The organism is Streptomyces caelestis, assembly GCF_001279005.1.
Taxonomy (GTDB): Bacteria; Actinomycetota; Actinomycetes; order Streptomycetales; family Streptomycetaceae; genus Streptomyces; species Streptomyces heliomycini.
Genome location: NZ_LGCN01000208.1, coordinates 1 through 21,089, shown reverse-complemented (window position 1 = coordinate 21,089; position 21,089 = coordinate 1). Strand labels below are relative to the sequence as shown.

The window sequence follows — 21,089 nt, the reverse complement described above, 5'->3', positions numbered from 1 at the left end:
CGCACGGACGGCTGTGAAGGATCCGTGGACCGGTCGTGACCGACCCTTGTGACACGCCTGTGACAGTCGGCTGACACGGCCATGAAGGTCCCCGGGCAAGCTTTTCGACACCAGCACAACGGCAGGGCAGAACACCGGAAGTCCACGACGGGGGGCGCGAGATGAACACGCTGCACGGCACCGGCACCAGCGCAGTGATCACGCGTCTGCACGACGTGCACCGGGGTTTTGAGAAGTCCGGTGCGGCGGGCATGCGGGGGTGCGCCCGCGGCGCCGGGCGTCAGCACACCACGATCATGACGGTGGTTGACGCGCCCACGGGGGACACGGGGGACACGAACGGGGGGAATGCGTACGGGGAGGGCTCGGGGGAGCGCCGCTCACCGAGCGAGGCGGAGTTCACCGCCTACGTCCAGGAGCGCCGCGCCTCCCTGTACGCCACCGCCTACCACCTGACCGGCGACCGCTTCGAGGCCGAGGACCTGCTGCAGAGCGCACTGTTCTCGACCTACCGGGCGTGGGACCGGATCAGCGACAAGGCGGCGGTCGGCGGATACCTCCGCCGCACCATGACCAACCTGCACATCAGCGCGTGGCGCCGCCGCAAGCTGAACGAGTACCCGACCGAGGAACTGCCGGAGACGGCCGGCGACACGGACGCGATGCGCGGCACCGAGCTGCGCGCCGTGCTGTGGCAGGCGCTGGCCCGGCTGCCCGAACTCCAGCGCACCATGCTGGTCCTGCGCTACTACGAGGGCCGCACGGACCCGGAGATCGCCGACATCCTCGGCATCAGTGTCGGCACGGTGAAGTCCAGCATCTGGCGGTCGCTCCGCCGGCTGCGCGAGGACGAGGTCCTCAGCTTCGGCCGTGACGAGGAGAACGCCTTCGGGGAGCTCGTCGCCTGAGGGTACGGGGGAACCGGGGGACCCGGGATCCGGGGGATCCCGGAGAGCCCGGGGACAGCGGGGACGTCGGGGGCGCCGCCGTGAGGAACGGGGGAGAACCGCGGGGACGTCGGGGGACGTCGCCGTGGCGAACGGGGAAGCGCGAGGAGGTCACGGGGGCCTCTGCGGATCCGGGGAGCAAGAGGGATCCGGGTGATCACGGGGGATCACGGGGGAGTGCGAAACAGCGGGACTGCGGAGGGCCGGGGGGCCCGCCCAGTCCCGCCTTTCGTATGCGCCCGGTGGTGCGGGCGCCCCGTTAGGCCGCCGTGCTCGTCCCCGTCGCCGTGCGTCCGGCGACCGCCGCCCTCGCGAGGCGGCCCAGCGCCTCGTCCCGGTCGCAGGCGTACGCGCCCAGCGCCGTCTGACGGGCCACGATCGACCGCTCCCGCCGCATCAGCCGCCAGCCGCGGCGCAGCAGGAACGGCACCGACTTGCGGCCCTCCTTCAGATCCCGCAGGAACCGCCGCCGGAACGTCCGCACCGGGCCGCGGTTCAGGCACAGCGCGTCGGCCAGCAGATCCCGTTCACGGCAGCGCTCGACGATCTCCGCGGCGAAGATGCCCTCGGCGATGAACAGCGGCGTGCCGCCGATGTCGACCGCCCCCTCGCCGGTACGGGCGCTCAGCGAGATGTCGTAGACGGGGACCTGCGTACGACGTGTGCGGCACAGCCGCTCGATCGCGGCGACGGCGGCGTCCGCGTCCCAGGAGCCGGGATGGTCCCAGTCGATGTCGGAGCTGCCCGCCACGAGGGGCAGGGTCGGGTCGTCGCCCTCCTTGTAGAAGTCGTCGAGGCGCAGCACGGGAAGACCGGAACGGGCCGCGATGAGGGACTTGCCGGAGCCGGAGGGGCCGCAGAGCAGCACGACTCGCGCGGATATGGGCGACAGGGAACTCACGGGACACCAGTCTGAGGCATCGCCCGGGCGGCGTACGACCCGCGGTACGGCTTTGAAGCGCGCGTCACATGTCAACTACTCTTCGCGTCGGTCCGGTTACTCGACGAAGGCGGCAGGTGGCAGAGCGATGGCCCGACACAAGGCACCCAGGACGCCGACCGCCCGACGCGCCCTGGCCGTCCTCGCGACCGCATCGGTGGCCCTCGGGGCCGGCGCGGCGACGGCGGCGGCCGCGGACTCCACCCCGCTCCTCGACGGCGCCGGCCGGACCGTGGGCACGGTCGCGGACCTCAAGCCCAATCCGCTGGCCGGCACCGGCGTGGACCCGCTCGACAACGGCGTCGGCACGCAGGTCGCCGACTTCCGGCCGGTGGACTCGCGCGAGGTGACGGGGCCGGTCGCCCAGGCGCCGACGGTGGGCGACGTCCCGGTGGCGGGACGGGCGACGGAGGCGCTGCGCGGCTGACCGGCCGGGCGCGGAGCGGCGGAGCGCCGTACCCCTCCCGGACGAAGGAGGGGTACGGCGCTCCGGTTGGGGGGCTCAGTACGCGGAGCCGGACGCGCCCAGCGAACCCGTCGGGTGCCAGACCGTCTTGGTCTCCAGGAACGCCGTCATGCGGTCCGTGCCGGGCGTCGCCGACCAGTCGTCCACAGGCTGTGGACGCAGGACGCGCTTGAGGTTGTCCGCGGCCGCGATCTCCAGCTCCTTCGCCAGCACCTCGTCGGCGCCCGCGAGGTCGATCGCGTTGACGTCCTGGTGCGCGGCGAGCGGGGCGGCGATCTCCGCCGTGCGGCCGGAGAGGATGTTGACCACGCCGCCGGGGAGGTCGGAGGTGGCCAGCACCTCGCCGAGGGAGAGGGCGGGCAGCGGGGACCTCTCGGACGCCACCACGACCGCCGTGTTGCCCGTCGCGATCACCGGGGCGACCACCGAGACCAGGCCCAGGAAGGACGACTCCCGGGGGGCCAGCACGGCGACCACGCCCGTCGGCTCGGGGGAGGACAGGTTGAAGAACGGGCCGGCGACCGGGTTGCCGCCGCCGACCACCTGGGCGATCTTGTCGGTCCAGCCCGCGTACCAGACCCAGCGGTCGATCGCCGCGTCCACCTGGAGGGCCGCCTTGGACTTCGACAGGCCCTCGGCGTCGGCGACCTCCGCGACGTACTGACCGCGGCGGCCCTCCAGCATCTCCGCGATCCGGTAGAGGATCTGGCCGCGGTTGTACGCCGTCGCGCCGGACCAGCCGCCGAACGCCTTGCGCGCGGCGACCACCGCGTCACGGGCGTCCTTGCGGGAGGAGAGCGGGGCGTTGGCCAGCCACGTGCCCTTCGCGTCTGTCACCTCGTACACCCGGCCGCTCTCGGAACGCGGGAACTTCCCGCCGACGTACAGCTTGTAGGTCTTCAGCACGTTGAGTCGGTCAGACATCGAGGTACGCCTCCAGGCCGTGGCGGCCGCCCTCGCGGCCGAACCCCGACTCCTTGTAGCCGCCGAACGGCGAGGTCGGGTCGAACTTGTTGAACGTGTTGGACCAGATGACGCCCGCGCGGAGCTTGCTGGCGACCGCCAGGATGCGCGAGCCCTTCTCCGTCCAGATGCCCGCCGACAGGCCGTACGGGGTGTTGTTGGCCTTGGCGACGGCCTCGTCCGGCGTGCGGAAGGTGAGGACGGACAGGACCGGGCCGAAGATCTCGTCACGGGCGATGGTGTGCGCCTGGGTGACGTTCGTGAACAGCGTCGGGGCGAACCAGTAGCCGTTCTCCGGGAGTTCGCAGGCCGGGGACCAGCGTTCGGCGCCCTCCGCCTCGCCCTGGTCGGCCAGCGCGGTGATCCGGGCCAGCTGCTCGGCGGAGTTGATCGCGCCGATGTCGGTGTTCTTGTCCAGCGGGTCGCCGAGGCGGAGCGTGGTCAGGCGGCGCTTGAGGGAGTCGAGGAGCTCGTCGTGGATCGACTCCTGGACCAGCAGGCGGGAGCCCGCGCAGCAGACCTGGCCCTGGTTGAAGAAGATGCCGTTGACGATGCCCTCGACGGCCTGGTCGAGAGGAGCGTCGTCGAAGACGATGTTGGCGCCCTTGCCGCCCAGTTCGAGGGTGAGCTTCTTGCGGGAGCCCGCGACCGTGCGCGCGATCTCCTTGCCGACGGCCGTGGAGCCCGTGAAGGCGACCTTGTTCACGTCCGGGTGGGCGATCAGCGCGGCGCCGGCGCGGCCGTCGCCGGTGAGGATGTTGACGACGCCCCCGGGCAGGCCCGCCTGGCGGCAGACGTCCGCGAAGAACAGGGCGGAGAGGGGGGTCGTCTCGGCGGGCTTCAGGACCACCGTGTTGCCGGTGGCGAGCGCCGGGGCGATCTTCCACGCCAGCATCAGCAGGGGGAAGTTCCAGGGGATGACCTGGCCCGCCACGCCGAGGGGGCGCGGGTTCGCGCCGTAGCCGGCGTGGTCGAGCTTGTCGGCCCAGCCGGCGTAGTAGAAGAAGTGCGCGGCGACCAGGGGGAGGTCCGCGTCGCGGGTCTCCCGGATCGGCTTGCCGTTGTCGAGGGTCTCGAGGACGGCGAGCTCGCGGCTGCGCTCCTGGATGATGCGGGCGATGCGGAAGAGGTACTTCGCGCGCTCGGAGCCGGGGAGCGCCGACCACTTCTCGAAGGCCTTGCGGGCGGCCTTCACGGCGCGGTCGACGTCCGCCTCACCGGCCTCGGCGACCTCGGAGAGGACCTCCTCGGTGGCGGGGGAGACGGTCTTGAAGACCTTGCCGTCGGCCGCCTCGGCGAACTCGCCGTCGATGAACAGCCCGTACGACGGGGCGAGGTCGACGACCGAGCGGGACTCGGGCGCCGGTGCGTACTCGAATGCGGATGCCATGGTGATCAGTCCACCGTCACGTAGTCGGGGCCGGAGTAGCGGCCGGTGGCCAGCTTCTGACGCTGCATCAGCAGGTCGTTCAGCAGCGAGGAGGCGCCGAAGCGGAACCAGTGGTTGTCCAGCCAGTCCTCGCCCGCGGTCTCGTTGACCAGGACCAGGAACTTGACGGCGTCCTTCGTCGTGCGGATGCCGCCGGCCGGCTTCACGCCGACCTGGACGCCGGTCTGCGCGCGGAAGTCGCGGACCGCCTCCAGCATGAGGAGGGTGTTCGCGGGGGTCGCGTTGACGGCGACCTTGCCGGTCGAGGTCTTGATGAAGTCCGCGCCGGCCAGCATGCCGAGCCAGCTGGCGCGGCGGATGTTGTCGTACGTCGACAGCTCGCCCGTCTCGAAGATGACCTTCAGGCGGGCGCTGGTCCCGCAGGCCTCCTTCACGGCGGTGATCTCGTCGTACACCTTCAGGTAGTGCCCCGCGAGGAACGCCCCGCGGTCGATGACCATGTCGATCTCGTCCGCACCGGCGGCGACGGCCTCGCGGACGTCCGCCAGCTTCACGGCGATCGGGGCGCGGCCGGCCGGGAAGGCGGTGGCGACGGAGGCGACCTTGACGCCGGAGCCGACGACGGCCTCCTTCGCCGTGGCCACCATGTCGGGGTAGACGCAGACCGCGGCCGTGGCGGGCGTGGTGCGGTCGGTCGGGTCGGGACGGACCGCCTTCGCGCCGAGCGCCCGGACCTTGCCCGGGGTGTCCGCGCCTTCCAGCGTCGTCAGGTCGACCATCGAGATGGCGAGGTCGATGGCGTACGCCTTCGCGGTCGTCTTGATCGAACGGGTGCCGAGGGAGGCGGCACGCGCCTCCAGGCCGACCGCGTCGACGCCGGGCAGCCCGTGGAGGAAGCGGCGCAGCGTGCCGTCGGACGCGGTGACGTCGCTGAGAGCGTGTGGTGCAGTGGTGGGCATGGTCACCAGACGAGCATATCTACGCGCGTAGCGGCTGTACAGCCCCGGGGCGGATCGCGTACGGCTTCCGCCGCGTACGGCCTCCCCCGGGGCGTCGTGCAGAATCGGAAGCATGACCTCCCCCGAGCAGCAGTCGCCCGACCCGGAGCCCACGAAGCCGACCGGGTCCGCGGCACCCCGGTACCAGGACCGCATCTACCGCTCGTCCGCGGGTCTCGTCGGCGGTGTGCTGCTGCTCGCCGTCATCGGATGGCTCGGCGTCGACGCGGTGTTCGCCGGCGAGGGCCGCACCCCGTGGCTGGCCCTCGCCGCGATGCTCTTCCTCGTGCCGCTGGTCGTCGCCTACACCCTGCGCCCCGCCGTGTACGTGAACGACGACCGGCTGCGCGTCCGCAACCCGTTCCGCGTGATCGTGCTGCCCTGGGGGCAGGTCGCCTCCCTGCGGTCGGGGTTCACCAACGAGGTCCTCACCGCGTCCGGTGCGAAGTACCAGCTGTGGTCCCTTCCGGTGTCGCTGCGGGCCCGCAACAAGGCGAACCGGCAGGAGGCGAGGGCCGCCGCGCAGGTGGTGCGCGGGGACGGCGGTCGACGCGGTGCGGGGGGTGCGGGGGGTGCCGCCGAGGGGCCCCGGCGGCACGAGAGCGACCGGGCGATGGACGAGATGCGCGGGCTGCACGAGCGGCGGCAGGACGCCGGGACCGCGCAGGGCGAGGTGACCGTGCGGTGGGCCTACGAGATCGCGGCGCCCGTCGTCGCCGGGGCCGTGCTGCTGGCGGTCCTGCTGGCCGTGGGGTGAGGCGGTGAGGCGGTGAGGTGGTGACGCGGGGCGGGCGCGCCCGCCCCGCGTCGGGTGTCCTCAGATGCCGGCCGCCTCGGACAGGTCCTGCTTGATCCTCGCGAGGAGCGCCGTCGCCTTCGCGCGGGCCTCGGGGAGTCCGCTCCTCGCGGCGACCGGGACCACCACCTCCAGGTAGCACTTCAGCTTCGGTTCCGTGCCGCTGGGGCGGACGACGACCCGCGCCCCGTCCAGGGTGTAGCGGAGACCGTCGGTGGGCGGGAGGGCCTCCGTGCCCCGGGTCAGGTCCTCGGCGGCGGTGATCCGGAGGCCGGCCAGCTCCGTGGGCGGCCGGTCGCGCAGGCGGCGCATCGCGGACGCGATGAGGCCGAGATCCTGTACGCGGACCGAGAGCTGGTCGGTGGCGTGCAGGCCGTGCTCGACGGCCAGGTCGTCGAGGAGGTCGAGGAGGGTACGGCCCTCGGCCTTCAGCCCGGAGGCCAGTTCCGTGAGGAGGAGGGCGGCCGTGATGCCGTCCTTGTCGCGTACGCCGTCCGGGTCGACGCAGTAGCCGAGCGCCTCCTCGTAGCCGTAGCGGAGGCCCTCCACCCTGGCGATCCACTTGAAGCCGGTCAGGGTCTCCTCGTAGGGGAGGCCCGCCTTCTCGGCGATGCGGCCGAGGAGGGACGACGACACGATCGACTCCGCGAACGTGCCGGTCGCTCCGCGGCGGACCAGGTGGGCGGCGAGCAGGGCGCCGACCTCGTCGCCGCGCAGCATGCGCCAGTCCGTGCCGTCCTTGACCGCGGCGGCGCAGCGGTCGGCGTCGGGGTCGTTGGCGACGACCAGGTCGGGGTCGGTCTCCCGGGCCTTCGCGAACGCCAGGTCCATCGCGCCGGGCTCCTCCGGGTTGGGGAACGCGACGGTCGGGAACTCCGGGTCGGGGTCGGCCTGCTCGGCGACGAGGACGGGCTGCGGGAAGCCGGCCCGTTCGAAGGCGGCGAGGAGGACGTCCTTGCCGACGCCGTGCATCGCCGTGTAGACGGTGCGGGCGGTGCGGGGGGAGTCCTTGGACAGGACCGCGTCCGTGCGGGCGAGGTAGGCGTCCAGGACGGTGTCGTCGAGGGTCTCCCAGCCTTCGGCGGGGCGGGGGACCGTGGTGAGCGAGGCCACGGCCGCGATCTCGGCGGCGATCTCCGCGTCGGCCGGGGGGACGATCTGGGAACCGTCGCCGAGGTACACCTTGTAGCCGTTGTCGCGGGGCGGGTTGTGGCTGGCGGTGACCTCCACTCCGGCGACCGCGCCGAGGTGCCGTACGGCGAAGGCGAGGACGGGGGTGGGGAGGGGGCGGTTCAGGACGGCCGCCCGGAGGCCGGCGCCGGTCATGACGGCGGCGGTGTCCTCGGCGAAGTCGCGGGACTTGTGGCGGGCGTCGTAGCCGATGACGACGAGGCCGCCGGTGTGGCCGTTCTTCTTGAGGTACGCGGCGAGGCCGGCGGCCGCACGGATGACGACGGAGCGGTTCATGCGCATCGGGCCCGCGCCGAGTTCGCCCCGGAGGCCGGCGGTGCCGAACTGGAGGGTGCCGCTGAAGCGGGCGGCGATCTCGGCGTGGTCGCCGGTGTCGATGAGGCGGGCGAGTTCCTCGCGGGTGTCCGGGTCGGGGTCCTCGGCGAGCCACGCCTGGGCCTGTGCGATGAGGGCGTCGTCTTGCACGGTCGGTCGGCCTCTCTCGTTGGTCGTCCGTCAGGCTTTCATGCCTGCGGGGTCGGTGGGGTGCGTGTGGTGTGCTTGTGGTGCGGCTTTCGGTGGGGGATGCCTGCGGCGCCTCGTGCGGTCCGGTGGGGGCGGGGGTGGCGCCTGTGGTCGGTGGGTGGGTCGGGGCCGGGTCGGGGGTGTCCGTCCTCGGACCGGCGCGGATCACGCCCGCTGGTAGGGGTGCGGGGTGCGGACGCGCCGGCCGCTGCGGGCGGCCACCCCCGCCCCGACCCCTGCGCGCCGTACGCGGCCACCCGCAGTCGTTCCCGCCGCTCTCGCGGGCAGTCGCATGCCGCGCCCTCTGCGGGCAGTCGCACTCCACGTCAGCCGCGGGCAGTCGTGCCTCCCCCAGTGCCTTGAGGGCCTGGGAGGCACCCCCAGGGCGGCACGGGTGGGCGCGGCGGCACCCCGTAAGCGCCGGGCCGCGTGGACCTCCCCCGGCCGGCACCAAAGCGGCGGCACCCCGCAAGGCGCCGGGCTGCGCAAGCCCGCACGCGGCGGCCGGCGGACACCGTCCACCGCGCCCTACAGGCGACCGAGCACCTGTGCCAGCAGGGATCCCATCCGGGTGGCGGAGTCCCGGCCCGCCTGGAGGACCTCCTCGTGGTTGAGCGGCTCGCCCGTCATCCCCGCGGCCAGGTTGGTGACCAGGGAGATGCCCAGGACCTCCGCCCCCGCCTCACGGGCGGCGATGGCCTCGAGGACCGTCGACATGCCGACCAGGTCCGCCCCGATCACCCGGGCCATCCGGATCTCCGCCGGAGTCTCGTAGTGCGGGCCGGGGAACTGCGCGTAGACCCCCTCCTCCAGCGTGGGGTCGACCTCCTTGCACAGCGCCCGCAGACGCGGCGAGTAGAGGTCCGTGAGGTCGACGAAGTTCGCGCCGACGATCGGCGAGGTCGCCGTGAGGTTGATGTGGTCGCTGATCAGGACCGGCTGCCCGGGGCGCATGCCCGTGCGCAGACCCCCGCAGCCGTTCGTCAGGACGATCGTCTTCGCCCCCGCGGCCACGGCCGTACGGACACCGTGGGCCACCGCGGCGACCCCGCGTCCCTCGTAGTAGTGCGTACGGCCCAGGAACACCAGGGCCCGCTTCGCACCGATGGCGTACGAGCGGATCTTGCCGCCGTGGCCCTCGACCACCGGCGGCGGGAAACCGGGCAGCTCGGTGACCTGGAACTCGGCCTCGGGCGTGCCGAGGGCGTCCACGGCCGGGGCCCAGCCGGAGCCCATCACGAGCGCGACGTCGTGGGTCTCGGCGCCGGTGAGTTCGCGCAGGCGCGCGGCGGCGGCGTCGGCTGCGGCGTACGGGTCGCCCTGGATGTCGTCCGGAAGAAGAGAAGCGTTCACGCGATGAGGGTAGCCGGTATTCGCCTACGCGCGTAGATGTCGGAGTCGACGGGTTGCCGATCGTTGTCTTGTCGTTTCCCGCCGAGGACGTCAGCAGGGACGCTTGCGGAGTTCCATCACGTAGTCGTGGGGCGCTCCCGCGGACTCGGCCGCGTCGGCGATCTCGCCCAGGTAGCGGGCCGAGGGGAGGCCGCCCTCGTAACTGTTGAGGACGTAGGCCCAGGCCGGCTCCTCGCCGTCCAGGGTGTGCGCGCGCACCCGGGTGCGGCGGTAGAGGTCCAGGCCGCCCGCGCCCTCCCAGCGGTCCAGGGACTCCTCGTCCATCGGGGCGATGTCGTAGAGGGAGACGAAGACCGCCGAGATCGGGTCCTCGACCAGCGTGGCCAGGGCGCCCTCCCAGCCCATGTGCTCGCCCCCGAACGTCAGTCTCCACCCGTTCAGCCAGCCGGTGGCGCGCAGCGGCGAGTGCGGGGCGCGGCGGGACATCAGCCGCGCGTCCAGATTGCCGGCGTACGCGGCGTAGAGCGACATGGGGGAAGGGTACGGCAGCGGGTGCGCGGGCCACTCCGGTAACGGGGGAGCCACGGCCGAGGCCCCCGGACGGTCGCACGGTGAAGTGTGCGGGACAATGGAGTACGTGACTCGGATCGTGATCATCGGTGGCGGACCCGGCGGATACGAAGCGGCGCTGGTCGCCGCACAGCTCGGCGCGGAGGTGACCGTCGTCGATGCCGACGGACTGGGCGGGGCGTCGGTGCTCACCGACTGCGTGCCGTCCAAGACCCTCATCGCCACGGCCGAGGTGATGACCACCTTCGACTCCTCGTACGAGGAACTGGGCATCATCGTCGCCGACGACACCCCGCCGATGGAGCAGGCCGCCCGGGTGGTGGGCGTGGACCTGGGCAAGGTCAACCGGCGTGTGAAGCGGCTCGCACTGGCCCAGTCGCACGACATCACCGCGTCGGTGACCCGGGCCGGCGCGCGGGTGCTGCGCGGGCGGGGCCGGCTGGAGGGCATGCAGGCGCTCGACGGGTCGCGGAAGGTCGTGGTGCGCGCCGCGGACGGGACCGAGGAGACGCTCACCGCGGACGCCGTGCTGATCGCGACCGGCGGGCACCCGCGCGAGCTGCCGGACGCCCGCCCCGACGGCGAGCGGATCCTGAACTGGACCCAGGTGTACGACCTGAACGAGCTCCCCGAGGAGCTCATCGTGGTCGGATCCGGTGTCACGGGAGCCGAGTTCGCCGGCGCCTACCAGGCGCTGGGGTCGAAGGTGACGCTGGTGTCCTCGCGCGATCGGGTGCTGCCGGGCGAGGACCCGGACGCGGCCGCCGTGCTGGAGGACGTCTTCCGCCGCCGCGGGATGAACGTCATGGCGCGCTCGCGGGCCCAGTCCGCGAAGCGGGTCGGCGACCGGGTGGAGGTGACGCTCGCCGACGGCCGCGTCATCACCGGCTCGCACTGTCTGATGGCCGTGGGCGCCATCCCGAACTCCGAGGGCATGGGCCTGGAGGAGGCCGGGGTCAGGCTGCGGGAGTCCGGCCACATCTGGACCGACAAGGTCTCCCGGACCACGTCCCCCGGCGTCTACGCCGCCGGCGACGTCACCGGCGTCTTCGCGCTCGCCTCGGTGGCGGCGATGCAGGGCCGCATCGCCATGTACCACTTCCTGGGCGACGCGGTGGCCCCGCTGAACCTGAAGACGGTCTCGTCGAACGTCTTCACCGACCCCGAGATCGCCACCGTCGGCTACTCCCAGGCCGACGTGGACGCCGGCAAGATCGACGCCCGCGTGGTGAAGCTGCCGCTGCTGCGCAACCCGCGCGCGAAGATGCAGGGCATCCGCGACGGCTTCGTCAAGATCTTCTGCCGTCCGGGCACCGGCATCGTGGTGGGCGGCGTGGTCGTCGCGCCGCGCGCCTCGGAACTCATCCACCCCATCTCGATCGCGGTCGACAACAATCTGACGGTGGAACAGATCGCGAACGCCTTCACGGTCTACCCCTCGTTGTCGGGCTCGATCGCCGAGGTGGCACGGCAGTTGCACACGCGGAAGGCGGACGCGGAGGCCTGACGTCCGGAAAGGGCGGCCCTATACCACTTGGTGTGGGGTCGTGCGAACAACTTCTGCTATTCAGCGCAAACTGCTGAAAGCAGACGGTCGTCGGCGTTACTGTCAGTTTCGTGTTCGCTGCAGAACGTCGCCAATTGATCCTCGAAATGGTGCGAGCGAACGGGGCCGTGTCGCTCCGTGAGCTCGCCCGCGTCGTCCAGACCTCCGAAGTGACCGTACGGCGGGACGTGCGCGCGCTGGAGGCAGAAGGACTCCTCGACCGCCGGCACGGCGGTGCGGTACTGCCGGGCGGTTTCACGCGAGAGTCCGGGTTCCCGCAGAAGTCACATCTCGCGACCGCCGAGAAGACCGCCATCGCCGACCTCGCCGCGAGTTTCGTGGAAGAGGGCGAGGCGATCGTGGTCGGCGCGGGTACCACCACGCAGGAGCTGGCCCGCCGGCTGGCCCGGGTGCCCGGCCTCACGGTCGTCACCAACTCCCTGCTGGTCGCCCAGGCGTTGGCCCATGCCAACCGGGTGGAGGTCGTGATGACCGGCGGTACGCTCCGCGGCTCGAACTACGCCCTCGTGGGCAGTGGTGCCGAGCAGTCCCTGCAGGGGTTGCGGGTGTCCCGGGCGTTCCTCTCCGGGAGCGGTCTCACCGCCGAGCGCGGGCTGTCCACGTCCAACATGCTGTCGGCGTCGGTCGACCGGGCGTTGGTGCAGGCCGCGGCGGAGGTGGTGGTCCTCGCGGACCACACCAAGCTCGGTACGGACACGATGTTCCAGACGGTGCCCACGGACCTGATCACGCGGCTGGTGACGGACGAGCCGGCCGGGCACGACGACCGGGCGGGGACCGAGTTGCAGGCGCTGGCCGATCAGGGCGTGCAGATCGCTGTCGCGGGGGCGGGGGGTGAGGGGGGCTCGGTGGGGCGTCAGCGCCGGGAGGTCCCCCTTCCCGGGCCGCGGCGGCAGGGGTCCGGGCTGCGTACGGCTGTGGCGTTGGGGGCGGCGGCCGAGCAGGCGCAGGGGGCGGAGCGGGCGCGGGTGGCGGACCTGCGGAGGCGCTGACGCCCGGTGCCCTGGCGAGTGCCTCACGCTGTTGCGGGCCGGGGCTTGCGCAGTCCGCTCGCGGTGGCGGGTGCCCTGTGTCGGCGTCGGCCGGGGAGTCGTGCGGCCTGGCGTGCTACGGGGTGCGTGTCGGTGCCGGCCCGGGGCGGCTTTACCGCCCGGCACTTCGCCAGGCGACCCTACGTCGGTGCGAGCCGGGGGGTGTTCGCGCGGCCCGGCGCTTACGGGGTGCCGCCGCGCCCACCCGTGCCGCCCCAGCGGCACGACTGCCCGCGGAGGGCGCGGCGTGGGGCTGGCTGTGGAGGGCGCGGCGTGGGGCTGGCCGCGGAGGGCGCGGCAGGCGGGCTGGTCGCGCGAGCGGCGGGAACGACTGCGGGTGGCCGCGTACGGCGCGCAGGGGTCGGGGCGGGGGTGGCCGCCCGCAGCGGCCGGCGCGTCCGCACCCCGCACCCCTTCCAGCGGGCGTGATCCGCGCCGGTCCGAGGACGGACACCCCCGACCCGGCCCCGACCCACCCACCGACCACAGGCGCCACCCCCGCCCCCACCGGGGCGGACGTGGCGCCGCTGGCGTCGGACGTGTCAGTCCTTGATCTCGCAGATGGCCGCGCCGGAGGTGACGGAGGCGCCGACCTCCGCGCTCAGGCCCTTGATCGTGCCGGAGCGGTGGGCGTTGATGGGCTGCTCCATCTTCATGGCCTCCAGGACGACGACCAGGTCGCCCTCCTTGACCACCTGCCCCTCCTCCACGGCGAGCTTGACGATCGTGCCCTGCATCGGGGAGGCGAGCGTGTCGCCCGAGGCGACCGGGCCCGACTTCTTCGCCGCCCGCCGCTTCGGCTTCGCGCCGGCCGCCAACCCCGTACGGGCCAGGGACATGCCCAGCGAGGCCGGGAGCGAGACCTCCAGACGCTTGCCGCCGACCTCGACGACGACCGTCTCGCGGTCCACCTCCTCCTCCGCCCCCGCGTCCACGGCGGCGGCGAACGGCTTGATCTCGTTGACGAACTCCGTCTCGATCCACCGCGTGTGCACCGTGAACGGTTCGGCCGAACCGGTGAGCTCGGGCGCGAACGCCGGGTCCCGCACCACCGCGCGGTGGAACGGGATGGCCGTGGCCATGCCCTCGACCTGGAACTCCGCCAGCGCACGGGCGGCCCGCTCCAGCGCCTCCTTGCGGGTGCGCCCGGTCACGATCAGCTTCGCCAGCAGCGAGTCCCACGCCGGGCCGATCACGCTGCCCGACTCCACACCCGCGTCCAGCCGCACACCCGGGCCCGACGGCGCGTCGAAGCGGGTGACGGTACCGGGGGCCGGGAGGAAGTTGCGCCCCGGGTCCTCGCCGTTGATGCGGAACTCGAAGGAGTGCCCCCGCAGCACCGGGTCGCCGTAGCCCAGCTCCTCGCCGTCGGCGATGCGGAACATCTCCCGCACCAGGTCGATCCCCGCGACCTCCTCGGTCACCGGGTGCTCCACCTGCAGACGCGTGTTGACCTCCAGGAAGGAGATCGTGCCGTCCAGGCCGACGAGGAACTCCACCGTGCCCGCGCCGACGTAGCCGGCCTCCTTCAGGATCGCCTTGGAGGAGGAGTACAGCTCCTCCATCTGGGCGTCCGACAGGAAGGGCGCGGGCGCCTCCTCCACCAGCTTCTGGTGCCGCCGCTGCAGCGAGCAGTCACGGGTGGAGACCACGACCACGTTGCCGTGCTGGTCGGCCAGGCACTGCGTCTCCACGTGCCGCGGCTTGTCGAGGTAGCGCTCGACGAAGCATTCACCGCGACCGAAGGCGGCGACCGCCTCACGCACCGCGGAGTCGTACAGCTCGGGGACCTCCTCCAGCGTCCGGGCGACCTTCAGACCGCGCCCGCCGCCGCCGAACGCCGCCTTGATCGCGATCGGCAGCCCGTGCTCCTCGGCGAACGCGACGACCTCCTCGGCCCCGCTCACCGGATCGGGCGTACCCGCCACCAGCGGGGCGCCCGCGCGCTGCGCGATGTGCCGGGCGGCGACCTTGTCGCCGAGGTCGCGGATGGCCTGCGGCGGCGGGCCGATCCAGATCAGGTCCGCGTCCAGGACCGCCTGGGCGAACTCGGCGTTCTCGGAGAGGAAGCCGTAACCCGGATGGATGGCGTCCGCGCCCGACTCCTTCGCGGCCTTCAGGACCTTCTCGATGTCGAGGTAACTGGTGGCCGGAGTGTCACCGCCCAGGGCGAACGCCTCATCCGCGGCGCGGACATGCAGAGCGTCCCGGTCCGGGTCGGCGTAGACGGCAACGCTCGCGATTCCGGCATCCCGGCAGGCCCGGGCAACGCGGACAGCGATTTCGCCACGATTGGCGATGAGCACCTTGCGCACGATTGAGGCTCCCTCCTTGAAACAAGCCGAGTTTAGGGACTGCCGACACGGCACTTCGACCCGTCCCCACTGGTGAGCTTGCCCACACGGAGCGTGATACGAGGCTCGCTCGACCCGCGAAAGCCCTTGTCGCACCTCGGTGCGCAGGACTCCTCCCGGAAACCCTAGCCGTCCTGTGTGGTCAAGGTCTCTGTGAGAGCGTGCTGCGGCCCACTTCGTTTCTTTGTGGAGTCCCTACGAATGGCCCAATGATTCTTTGCCCTTCGCGGAACCCTTGTCCCGAGGTTTACCCGTGAGTAGCCTGCGCGTCAGCCCGAACGTACTCGGGGTAACCACAGTCGTGCTCGAAAGTGGGTGGGGGCCGGTGGTGCGCAGACCGGTGGCGTGGGTCGTGGCGTTCGTGCTGTTCGTCGAGGCGCTCGGCGTCGCGGCGCTGAACTGGTTTTTGGGCGTCGTCGTCGACCGGCAGAACATGTCGCTGGCCGGTCTCGATCCGGACATGATGTCGACGTCCTCGAAGATCGGCGGGATCGTCTTCGGGCTCTACCTCGCGCTGTGCGGCCTGGTGGCCCTGCTGGTCGCCGTGCGCGACCGGGCGCCCGCCGGGCTCGGCCGGATCCTGCTGATCAGCGCGGCGGTGGCGCACGGACTGCTGGGCGCGGTCGTGTGGGGCCTGGTCGGCCCGCTCGCGTTCCTCTCCATGGTGGTCGTGCTCGGGCTCGTCGTGCTGCTGCTGATGACGTACGACGGCCCTGCGGGGCGATCGGCCGACGCCGCCTTCGAGGGCGGCGCCGGCGGTGACGGTCCCCCGGCCGCGCCTGCGGTCACTCCTCCGGCGGCGCCCACAGCTCCGTGATGCCGACGCCGAGGTCGGCGAGGAGGCGCCGGACCAGGGGGAGGCTGATGCCGATGACGTTGCCGTGGTCGCCGTCGATGCCGTCGATGAACGGGGCCGAGCGGCCGTCCAGGGTGAACGCCCCGGCGACGTGGAGCGGTTCGCCCGAGGCCACGTAGGCGGCGACCTCCTCGTCGCTGGGATCACCGAAACGGACGACGGTGGAGGCGGTGGCGGAGACGTACCGGCCGCTGAGGGTGTCGTACACGCAGTGGCCGGTCTGCAGGGTGCCCGCGCGGCCCCGCATGTCCTTCCAGCGCGCGGTGGCCTCCCCGGCGTCCGCGGGTTTGCCGAGGGCCCGGCCGTCCAGTTCCAGGACCGAGTCGCAGCCGATCACCAGCGCGCCCTTGAGTTCGGGCTTCGCGGCGACGACGGAGGCCTTGGCCTCGGCCAGGGCGAGCGCCAGTTCGGCGGGGGTGGGGGCGGTGACGGCGTCCTCGTCGACCCCGCTGACGATCACCTCGGGGTCCAGCCCGGCCTGCCGGAGCAGTCCGAGCCGGGCGGGGGACTGGGAGGCGAGCACGAGTCGGCGGCGCGGCTGATCTGTCATGCGGTCAGCGTATCGACGTGGCCCGGATGCCTCACCTCACACCGATCACGAGCATGGCGAGCACCATGGCCAGCGCCATGAGAACGCCCAGCCGCCGCAGCATGTCCTGCGTGTCCCGCAGTTCCTTGGGCGGCTCGTTCTCGGGGTCGGACCACAGCATGTCACCAGCGTGGGGCCCGGCCCGGTCGGGACGCCTGAGTACGCGTACTCAAGTAGGGGCACGGCGCCGTCGCACCGCGCCCCTGAGCCGGGCGTCGCTAGCTCGGCCAGTATGTGCGCGTCCACGATGCCGGGCCCGGGCGGGGCACGGGGCGGGCCGCGATCCGGGACGGGTCGGACCACGCGTCGCGGGGGGTGGGCGCGCCGGACGGCACGGCTGACGCCGCCGCGGCGCGCGCCCGGACCACCGCCAGTGCGGCGGCCAGCTCCTCCGGGGTGGGATTGCCCCGTACGACCTTGATCACGTCGGCTCCTTAGAGGGGGATGTTGCCGTGCTTCTTCGGAGGCAGGGATTCCCGCTTCGTGCGCAGCTGACGCAGCCCGCGGACGATGTGCCGGCGGGTGTCGGACGGCATGACCACCGCGTCGACGTAGCCGCGTTCGGCCGCGACGTAGGGGTTGAGGAGGGCGTCCTCGTACTCCCGCATCAGTCGCGCGCGGGTCTCCTCCGGGTCCTCGGCCTCGGCGATGGTGCGGCGGTGCAGGATGTTGACGGCTCCCTGCGCGCCCATCACGGCGATCTGGGCGGTGGGCCAGGCCAGGTTGAGGTCGGCGCCCAGGTGCTTGGAGCCCATGACGTCGTAGGCGCCGCCGAAGGCCTTGCGGGTGATGACGGTGATGAGGGGGACGGTGGCCTCGGCGTAGGCGTAGATCAGCTTGGCGCCGCGGCGGATGATGCCGTCGTGCTCCTGGCCGACGCCGGGCAGGAAGCCGGGGACGTCGACGAAGGTGATCACCGGGATGTTGAAGGCGTCGCAGGTGCGCACGAAGCGGGCCGCCTTCTCGGAGGCGGTGATGTCCAGGCAGCCGGCGAACTGCATCGGCTGGTTGGCGACGATGCCGACGGGACGGCCCTCCACACGGCCGTAGCCGGTGAGGATGTTCGGTGCGAACAGCGGCTGCGTCTCGAAGAACTCGGCGTCGTCGAGGATGTGCTCGATCACCGTGTGCATGTCGTAGGGCTGGTTCGCCGAGTCCGGGACGAGCGTGTCCAGCTCGAGGTCCTCGTCGGTGACCGTCAGGTCCGCCTCCTCCGGGAACGCCGGGGGCTCGGAGAGGTTGTTCGACGGCAGGTACGACAGCAGCTGCTTGACGTACTCGATCGCGTCCTTCTCGTCGCCGGCCATGTGGTGGGCGACGCCGGACGCGGTGTTGTGGGTGCGGGCGCCGCCGAGTTCCTCGAAGCCGACGTCCTCGCCGGTGACCGTCTTGATGACGTCCGGTCCGGTGATGAACATGTGGGACGTCTGATCGACCATGATCGTGAAGTCGGTGATGGCGGGGGAGTACACCGCGCCGCCCGCGCAGGGGCCGACGACCAGGCTGATCTGCGGGATCACGCCGGAGGCGTGGGTGTTGCGGCGGAAGATCTCGCCGTACGCGCCCAGCGAGGCCACGCCCTCCTGGATGCGGGCGCCGCCGGAGTCGTTGATGCCGATGACCGGGCAGCCGGTCTTCAGCGCGAAGTCCATCACCTTGACGATCTTCTGGCCGTAGACCTCGCCCAGCGCCCCGCCGAAGACGGTGAAGTCCTGGGAGAAGACGGCGACCGGACGGCCGTCGACGGTGCCGTAACCGGTCACGACGCCGTCGCCGTAGGGGCGGTTGGCGTCGAGGCCGAAGTTGGTGGAGCGGTGCCGGGCGAACTCGTCCAGCTCGACGAAGGACCCCTCGTCGAGCAGGAGGTCGATCCGCTCACGGGCCGTCAGCTTGCCCTTGGCGTGCTGCTTCTCGACCGCGCGTGCGGAGCCGGCGTGCGTCGCCTCGTCGATGCGACGCCTCAGATCCGCGAGCTTGCCCGCGGTCGTGTGAATGTCGGGCTGCTGCTCTTCCGGCTCGGACATCGGGATGCGGCTCCCTGCCTGCTCAAAAGGGGGGACGGTTACTCATCCGTAGCGTAGTGGGGGCCCTCCGTATCGGCAGTGCGGTCTTTCCCACACCGCTTTCCCCTTCACAGACGCGGGAAGGAGATCCTCGGAGAGTCCATGTCGTCACCGTGCCCCGGGCCGGGACCCGTCCCCTGTGCGGGGCGGAGCAGGCCGAACCTAGGGTGGGACGCATGACACCCCATGGTGAAGGTACGCCCGGCGGGCCCCGTGAGCCGAGGCCGGGACGGTGGTCCGACCTCGACCGCCCGCCGTTGAACGCCGCCGGTCTGCGCCGGGGGCTCGTGCGCGCGGGCGGATTGTGGACGCAGCTGGACGTGGTGCAGCGCACCGGCTCCACCAACTCCGACCTCGTGTCCCGGGCCGGCGCGGGCGGCCTGGAGGAGGGCGTCGTCCTCGTCGCCGAGGAGCAGACCGCCGCGCGGGGGCGCCTCGACCGGCAGTGGACCGCGCCGGCCCGGTCGGGGCTGTTCTTCTCCGTGCTGCTGCGGCCCGCCGAGGTGCCGGTGGCGCGGTGGGGCTGGCTGCCGTTGCTGACCGGTGTCGCGGTGGCGACCGGGCTGTCGCGGGCCGCGGGCGTCGACACGGCGTTGAAGTGGCCCAACGACCTGCTGGTCACGGTGGGGGGAGAGGAACGCAAGGCCGGCGGAATCCTGGCGGAACGGGCCGGGGCCGACGGGGTGGTGATCGGAGTCGGCGTCAATGTGAGCCTCCGGGGCGATGAGCTGCCGGTGCCGACCGCGGGATCGCTGGCGCTGGCGGGGGCGGTGAGCACGGACCGGGATCCCCTGCTGCGCGGGGTGCTGCGGTCGCTGGAGGACTGGTACGGACGGTGGCGGGCGGCGGGAGGCGACCCGGGGGCGAGCGGCCTGCAGGAGACGTACGCGGCGGGGTGCGCGACGCTGGGGCGGGTGGTGCGGGCGGAGCTGCCCGGGGACCGGGAGCTGGTGGGGGAGGCGGTCGCGGTGGACGGCGACGGCCGCCTGGTCCTGGCCACGGGGGAGGGCGTGCAGGAACCGGTGGGCGCGGGCGACATCATCCACGTGCGCGCGAGGTGAGACCACGGCTTCGGCGGGGGGCCGCCGCGGCCTTCCGCGGCCTCACCCCACGGCCCGACGGAACGGAGTGAGCTGGCGCACACCTGCCGTAGAGTTGAGCGCGGTCGATACCTGGCCATGGCAGATCGGAAGGGCACGCGTGACCGTCGACGACTCGGGTTCCACGGACGCGCAGGGCGCCGGCGAGGATCCGCTTGCCCTGCGCCTCGAACATCTCATCCTGGGCGCCGAGCGGCGTTACACGCCGTTCCAGGCGGCCCGCAGCGCCGGCGTCACCATGGAGCTGGCCACCCGCTTCTGGCGGGCGATGGGGTTCGCCGACGTCGGCCAGGCCAAGGCGCTCACCGAGGCCGACGTCCTCGCGCTGCGCCGGCTCGCCGGTCTGGTGGAGGCGGGCCTGCTGAGCGAGGCCATGGCGGTGCAGGTGGCGCGGTCCACCGGGCAGACCACCGCCCGGCTGGCCGAGTGGCAGATCGACTCGTTCCTGGAGGGGCTGACCGAGCCGCCCGAGCCGGGCATGACCCGCACCGAGGTGACGTATCCGATCGTCGAGCTGCTCCTGCCCGAGCTGGAGGAGTTCCTCGTGTACGTCTGGCGGCGGCAGCTCGCCGCGTCGGCCGGACGGGTCGTGCAGGGCGCCGACGACGAGGAGATGGTCGACCGGCGGCTCGCCGTCGCCTTCGCGGACCTCGTGGGGTTCACGCGGCTGACCCGGCGGATGGAGGAGGAGGAGCTCGGCGAGCTCGTCGAGGCCTTCGAGACCACCGCCGCCGATCTGGTCGCCGCGCGCGGCGGGCGGCTCATCAAGACGCTGGGCGACGAGGTGCTCTACGTCGCCGACGACGCCGGTATCGCCGCGGACATCGCGATGCGGCTGATCGAGACCATGGCGAACGACGAGACCATGCCGGAGCTGCGGGTCGGCATGGCGTTCGGCACGGTGACCACCCGGATGGGCGATGTGTTCGGCACGACCGTGAACCTGGCCTCCCGGCTCACGTCCATAGCCCCCCGGGACGCGGTGCTGGTCGACAGCGCCTTCGCCGAGGAGCTGATCCGCACCCGTGAAGCGCCCGCCTCCGAGGCGGCGGCGGCCGAGGCGGTGGCCGCGGCGGAGAAGGAGGGCGAGGAGCCGCCGGGCTACCGGTTCGCGCTCCAGCCGATGTGGCAGCGGCCCGTGCGTGGTCTGGGCGTGGTGGAACCCTGGCTGCTCACGCGCCGCAACGGGGCTTCCGTCCCGTCCTAGGCCCCGCGACTCCGACAGGATCCGAACGGCGCCGCTAACCCCGGCCGCCCGCACAGATGCCGATGATCGGCACGCACAGGCCGGGACGGGGGCCCGGGGTGCGGTCCGCGGGTGGTGGCGGGCGCGGTGACGGGCGGTGCGGTCGGGGCGTCCGCCGTGTCCTCCGTGCTCTCTGCGTCCTCCGTGTCCGGGGCGGTCGTGGCG

Annotated in this window: 20 protein-coding genes; 8 read left to right on the top strand and 12 right to left on the bottom strand. The window is 72.5% G+C overall.

The features are described from left to right. Window positions 1-161 precede the first annotated feature (161 nt). A complete protein-coding gene (locus tag ADK41_RS22820) occupies window positions 162-908 on the top strand; it encodes a SigE family RNA polymerase sigma factor (RefSeq protein ID WP_030830246.1) in 747 nt (248 codons plus the stop codon). Between the two features lie 298 nt (window positions 909-1,206). Here the strand turns inward: ADK41_RS22820 and ADK41_RS22815 are convergent, their stop codons facing one another. Then, a complete protein-coding gene (locus ADK41_RS22815; protein ID WP_234318899.1) occupies window positions 1,207-1,848 on the bottom strand; it encodes a uridine kinase family protein in 642 nt (213 codons plus the stop codon). Between the two features lie 127 nt (window positions 1,849-1,975). Here ADK41_RS22815 and ADK41_RS22810 point away from each other — a divergent pair, with 127 nt between their 5' ends. Then, a complete protein-coding gene (locus tag ADK41_RS22810; protein WP_030830251.1) occupies window positions 1,976-2,314 on the top strand; it encodes a hypothetical protein in 339 nt (112 codons plus the stop codon). Between the two features lie 75 nt (window positions 2,315-2,389). Here ADK41_RS22810 and ADK41_RS22805 read toward each other — a convergent pair whose 3' ends face one another. From ADK41_RS22805 to deoC, 3 genes are read right to left on the bottom strand one after another with little or no spacing between them, the layout of a single operon-like run. After that, the gene (locus ADK41_RS22805; RefSeq protein WP_030830254.1) at window positions 2,390-3,277 is read right to left on the bottom strand and encodes an aldehyde dehydrogenase family protein; all 888 of its coding nucleotides are present in this window, start codon (window positions 3,275-3,277) and stop codon (window positions 2,390-2,392) included. Further along, entirely contained in the window at window positions 3,270-4,706 is a 1,437-nt protein-coding gene (locus tag ADK41_RS22800) for an aldehyde dehydrogenase family protein (protein WP_030830257.1), read from the bottom strand. The genes ADK41_RS22805 and ADK41_RS22800 overlap by 8 nt, the downstream gene beginning before the upstream one ends. Window positions 4,707-4,711: 5 nt before the next feature. Next, window positions 4,712-5,665 (bottom strand): deoxyribose-phosphate aldolase, encoded by a 954-nt coding sequence (deoC, locus tag ADK41_RS22795; protein ID WP_030830260.1) that lies wholly within the window; start codon window positions 5,663-5,665, stop codon window positions 4,712-4,714. 112 nt (window positions 5,666-5,777) lie between these two features. On the opposite strand from deoC, the gene ADK41_RS22790 reads away from it, so the two are divergent. Then, a complete protein-coding gene (locus tag ADK41_RS22790) occupies window positions 5,778-6,461 on the top strand; it encodes a PH domain-containing protein (protein WP_030830263.1) in 684 nt (227 codons plus the stop codon). 60 nt (window positions 6,462-6,521) lie between these two features. On the opposite strand, the gene ADK41_RS22785 is transcribed toward ADK41_RS22790, so the two are convergent. The 3 genes from ADK41_RS22785 to ADK41_RS22775 form a co-directional block, all read right to left on the bottom strand. Continuing rightward, entirely contained in the window at window positions 6,522-8,156 is a 1,635-nt protein-coding gene (locus tag ADK41_RS22785; RefSeq protein WP_030830266.1) for a phospho-sugar mutase, read from the bottom strand. 567 nt (window positions 8,157-8,723) lie between these two features. Next, window positions 8,724-9,548 (bottom strand): purine-nucleoside phosphorylase, encoded by an 825-nt coding sequence (locus ADK41_RS22780; protein ID WP_030830269.1) that lies wholly within the window; start codon window positions 9,546-9,548, stop codon window positions 8,724-8,726. 90 nt (window positions 9,549-9,638) lie between these two features. Continuing rightward, window positions 9,639-10,079 (bottom strand): gamma-glutamylcyclotransferase, encoded by a 441-nt coding sequence (locus tag ADK41_RS22775; RefSeq protein WP_030830272.1) that lies wholly within the window; start codon window positions 10,077-10,079, stop codon window positions 9,639-9,641. On the opposite strand from ADK41_RS22775, the gene ADK41_RS22770 reads away from it, so the two are divergent. Both ADK41_RS22770 and ADK41_RS22765 read left to right on the top strand, forming a co-directional pair. Beyond that, the gene (locus tag ADK41_RS22770) at window positions 10,078-11,625 is read left to right on the top strand and encodes an NAD(P)H-quinone dehydrogenase (RefSeq protein ID WP_324604900.1); all 1,548 of its coding nucleotides are present in this window, start codon (window positions 10,078-10,080) and stop codon (window positions 11,623-11,625) included. The two genes, ADK41_RS22775 and ADK41_RS22770, sit on opposite strands and share 2 nt — an antisense overlap. Before the next feature lie 110 nt (window positions 11,626-11,735). Further along, complete coding sequence (locus tag ADK41_RS22765; protein WP_078662053.1) at window positions 11,736-12,677, top strand: DeoR/GlpR family DNA-binding transcription regulator; 942 nt, start codon at window positions 11,736-11,738, stop codon at window positions 12,675-12,677. Between the two features lie 581 nt (window positions 12,678-13,258). Here ADK41_RS22765 and ADK41_RS22760 read toward each other — a convergent pair. After that, a complete protein-coding gene (locus tag ADK41_RS22760) occupies window positions 13,259-15,031 on the bottom strand; it encodes an acetyl/propionyl/methylcrotonyl-CoA carboxylase subunit alpha (RefSeq protein WP_053634838.1) in 1,773 nt (590 codons plus the stop codon). A gap of 364 nt (window positions 15,032-15,395) precedes the next feature. Here ADK41_RS22760 and ADK41_RS22755 point away from each other — a divergent pair, with 364 nt between their 5' ends. Next, window positions 15,396-15,887, top strand: coding sequence for a hypothetical protein (locus ADK41_RS22755; RefSeq protein ID WP_037804645.1), 492 nt, complete (start codon window positions 15,396-15,398; stop codon window positions 15,885-15,887). On the opposite strand, the gene ADK41_RS22750 is transcribed toward ADK41_RS22755, so the two are convergent. The 4 genes from ADK41_RS22750 to ADK41_RS22740 all read right to left on the bottom strand — a co-directional run bounded on the left by ADK41_RS22750 (window position 15,856) and on the right by ADK41_RS22740 (window position 18,539). Further along, entirely contained in the window at window positions 15,856-16,476 is a 621-nt protein-coding gene (locus ADK41_RS22750) for a Maf family protein (protein WP_030830285.1), read from the bottom strand. The two genes, ADK41_RS22755 and ADK41_RS22750, sit on opposite strands and share 32 nt — an antisense overlap. Window positions 16,477-16,507: 31 nt before the next feature. Further along, window positions 16,508-16,636: a morphogenic membrane protein MmpB gene (gene mmpB / locus ADK41_RS43960; protein WP_106979509.1), complete on the bottom strand. Its 129-nt coding sequence runs from the start codon at window positions 16,634-16,636 to the stop codon at window positions 16,508-16,510. A 97-nt stretch (window positions 16,637-16,733) separates the two neighbouring features. Beyond that, the gene (locus ADK41_RS22745; RefSeq protein ID WP_030830287.1) at window positions 16,734-16,940 is read right to left on the bottom strand and encodes an acyl-CoA carboxylase epsilon subunit; all 207 of its coding nucleotides are present in this window, start codon (window positions 16,938-16,940) and stop codon (window positions 16,734-16,736) included. 9 nt (window positions 16,941-16,949) lie between these two features. Beyond that, on the bottom strand, window positions 16,950-18,539 hold the full coding sequence (locus tag ADK41_RS22740; RefSeq protein WP_030830290.1) for an acyl-CoA carboxylase subunit beta: 1,590 nt from the start codon (window positions 18,537-18,539) through the stop codon (window positions 16,950-16,952). Between the two features lie 215 nt (window positions 18,540-18,754). Between ADK41_RS22740 and ADK41_RS22735 the strand changes: the two genes are divergently transcribed. Further along, complete coding sequence (locus ADK41_RS22735) at window positions 18,755-19,639, top strand: biotin--[acetyl-CoA-carboxylase] ligase (protein WP_030830294.1); 885 nt, start codon at window positions 18,755-18,757, stop codon at window positions 19,637-19,639. Between the two features lie 139 nt (window positions 19,640-19,778). Beyond that, window positions 19,779-20,885, top strand: a complete 1,107-nt coding sequence (locus ADK41_RS22730) for an adenylate/guanylate cyclase domain-containing protein (RefSeq protein WP_030830297.1) — start codon at window positions 19,779-19,781, stop codon at window positions 20,883-20,885. The last annotated feature ends 204 nt before the right edge of the window (window positions 20,886-21,089 follow it).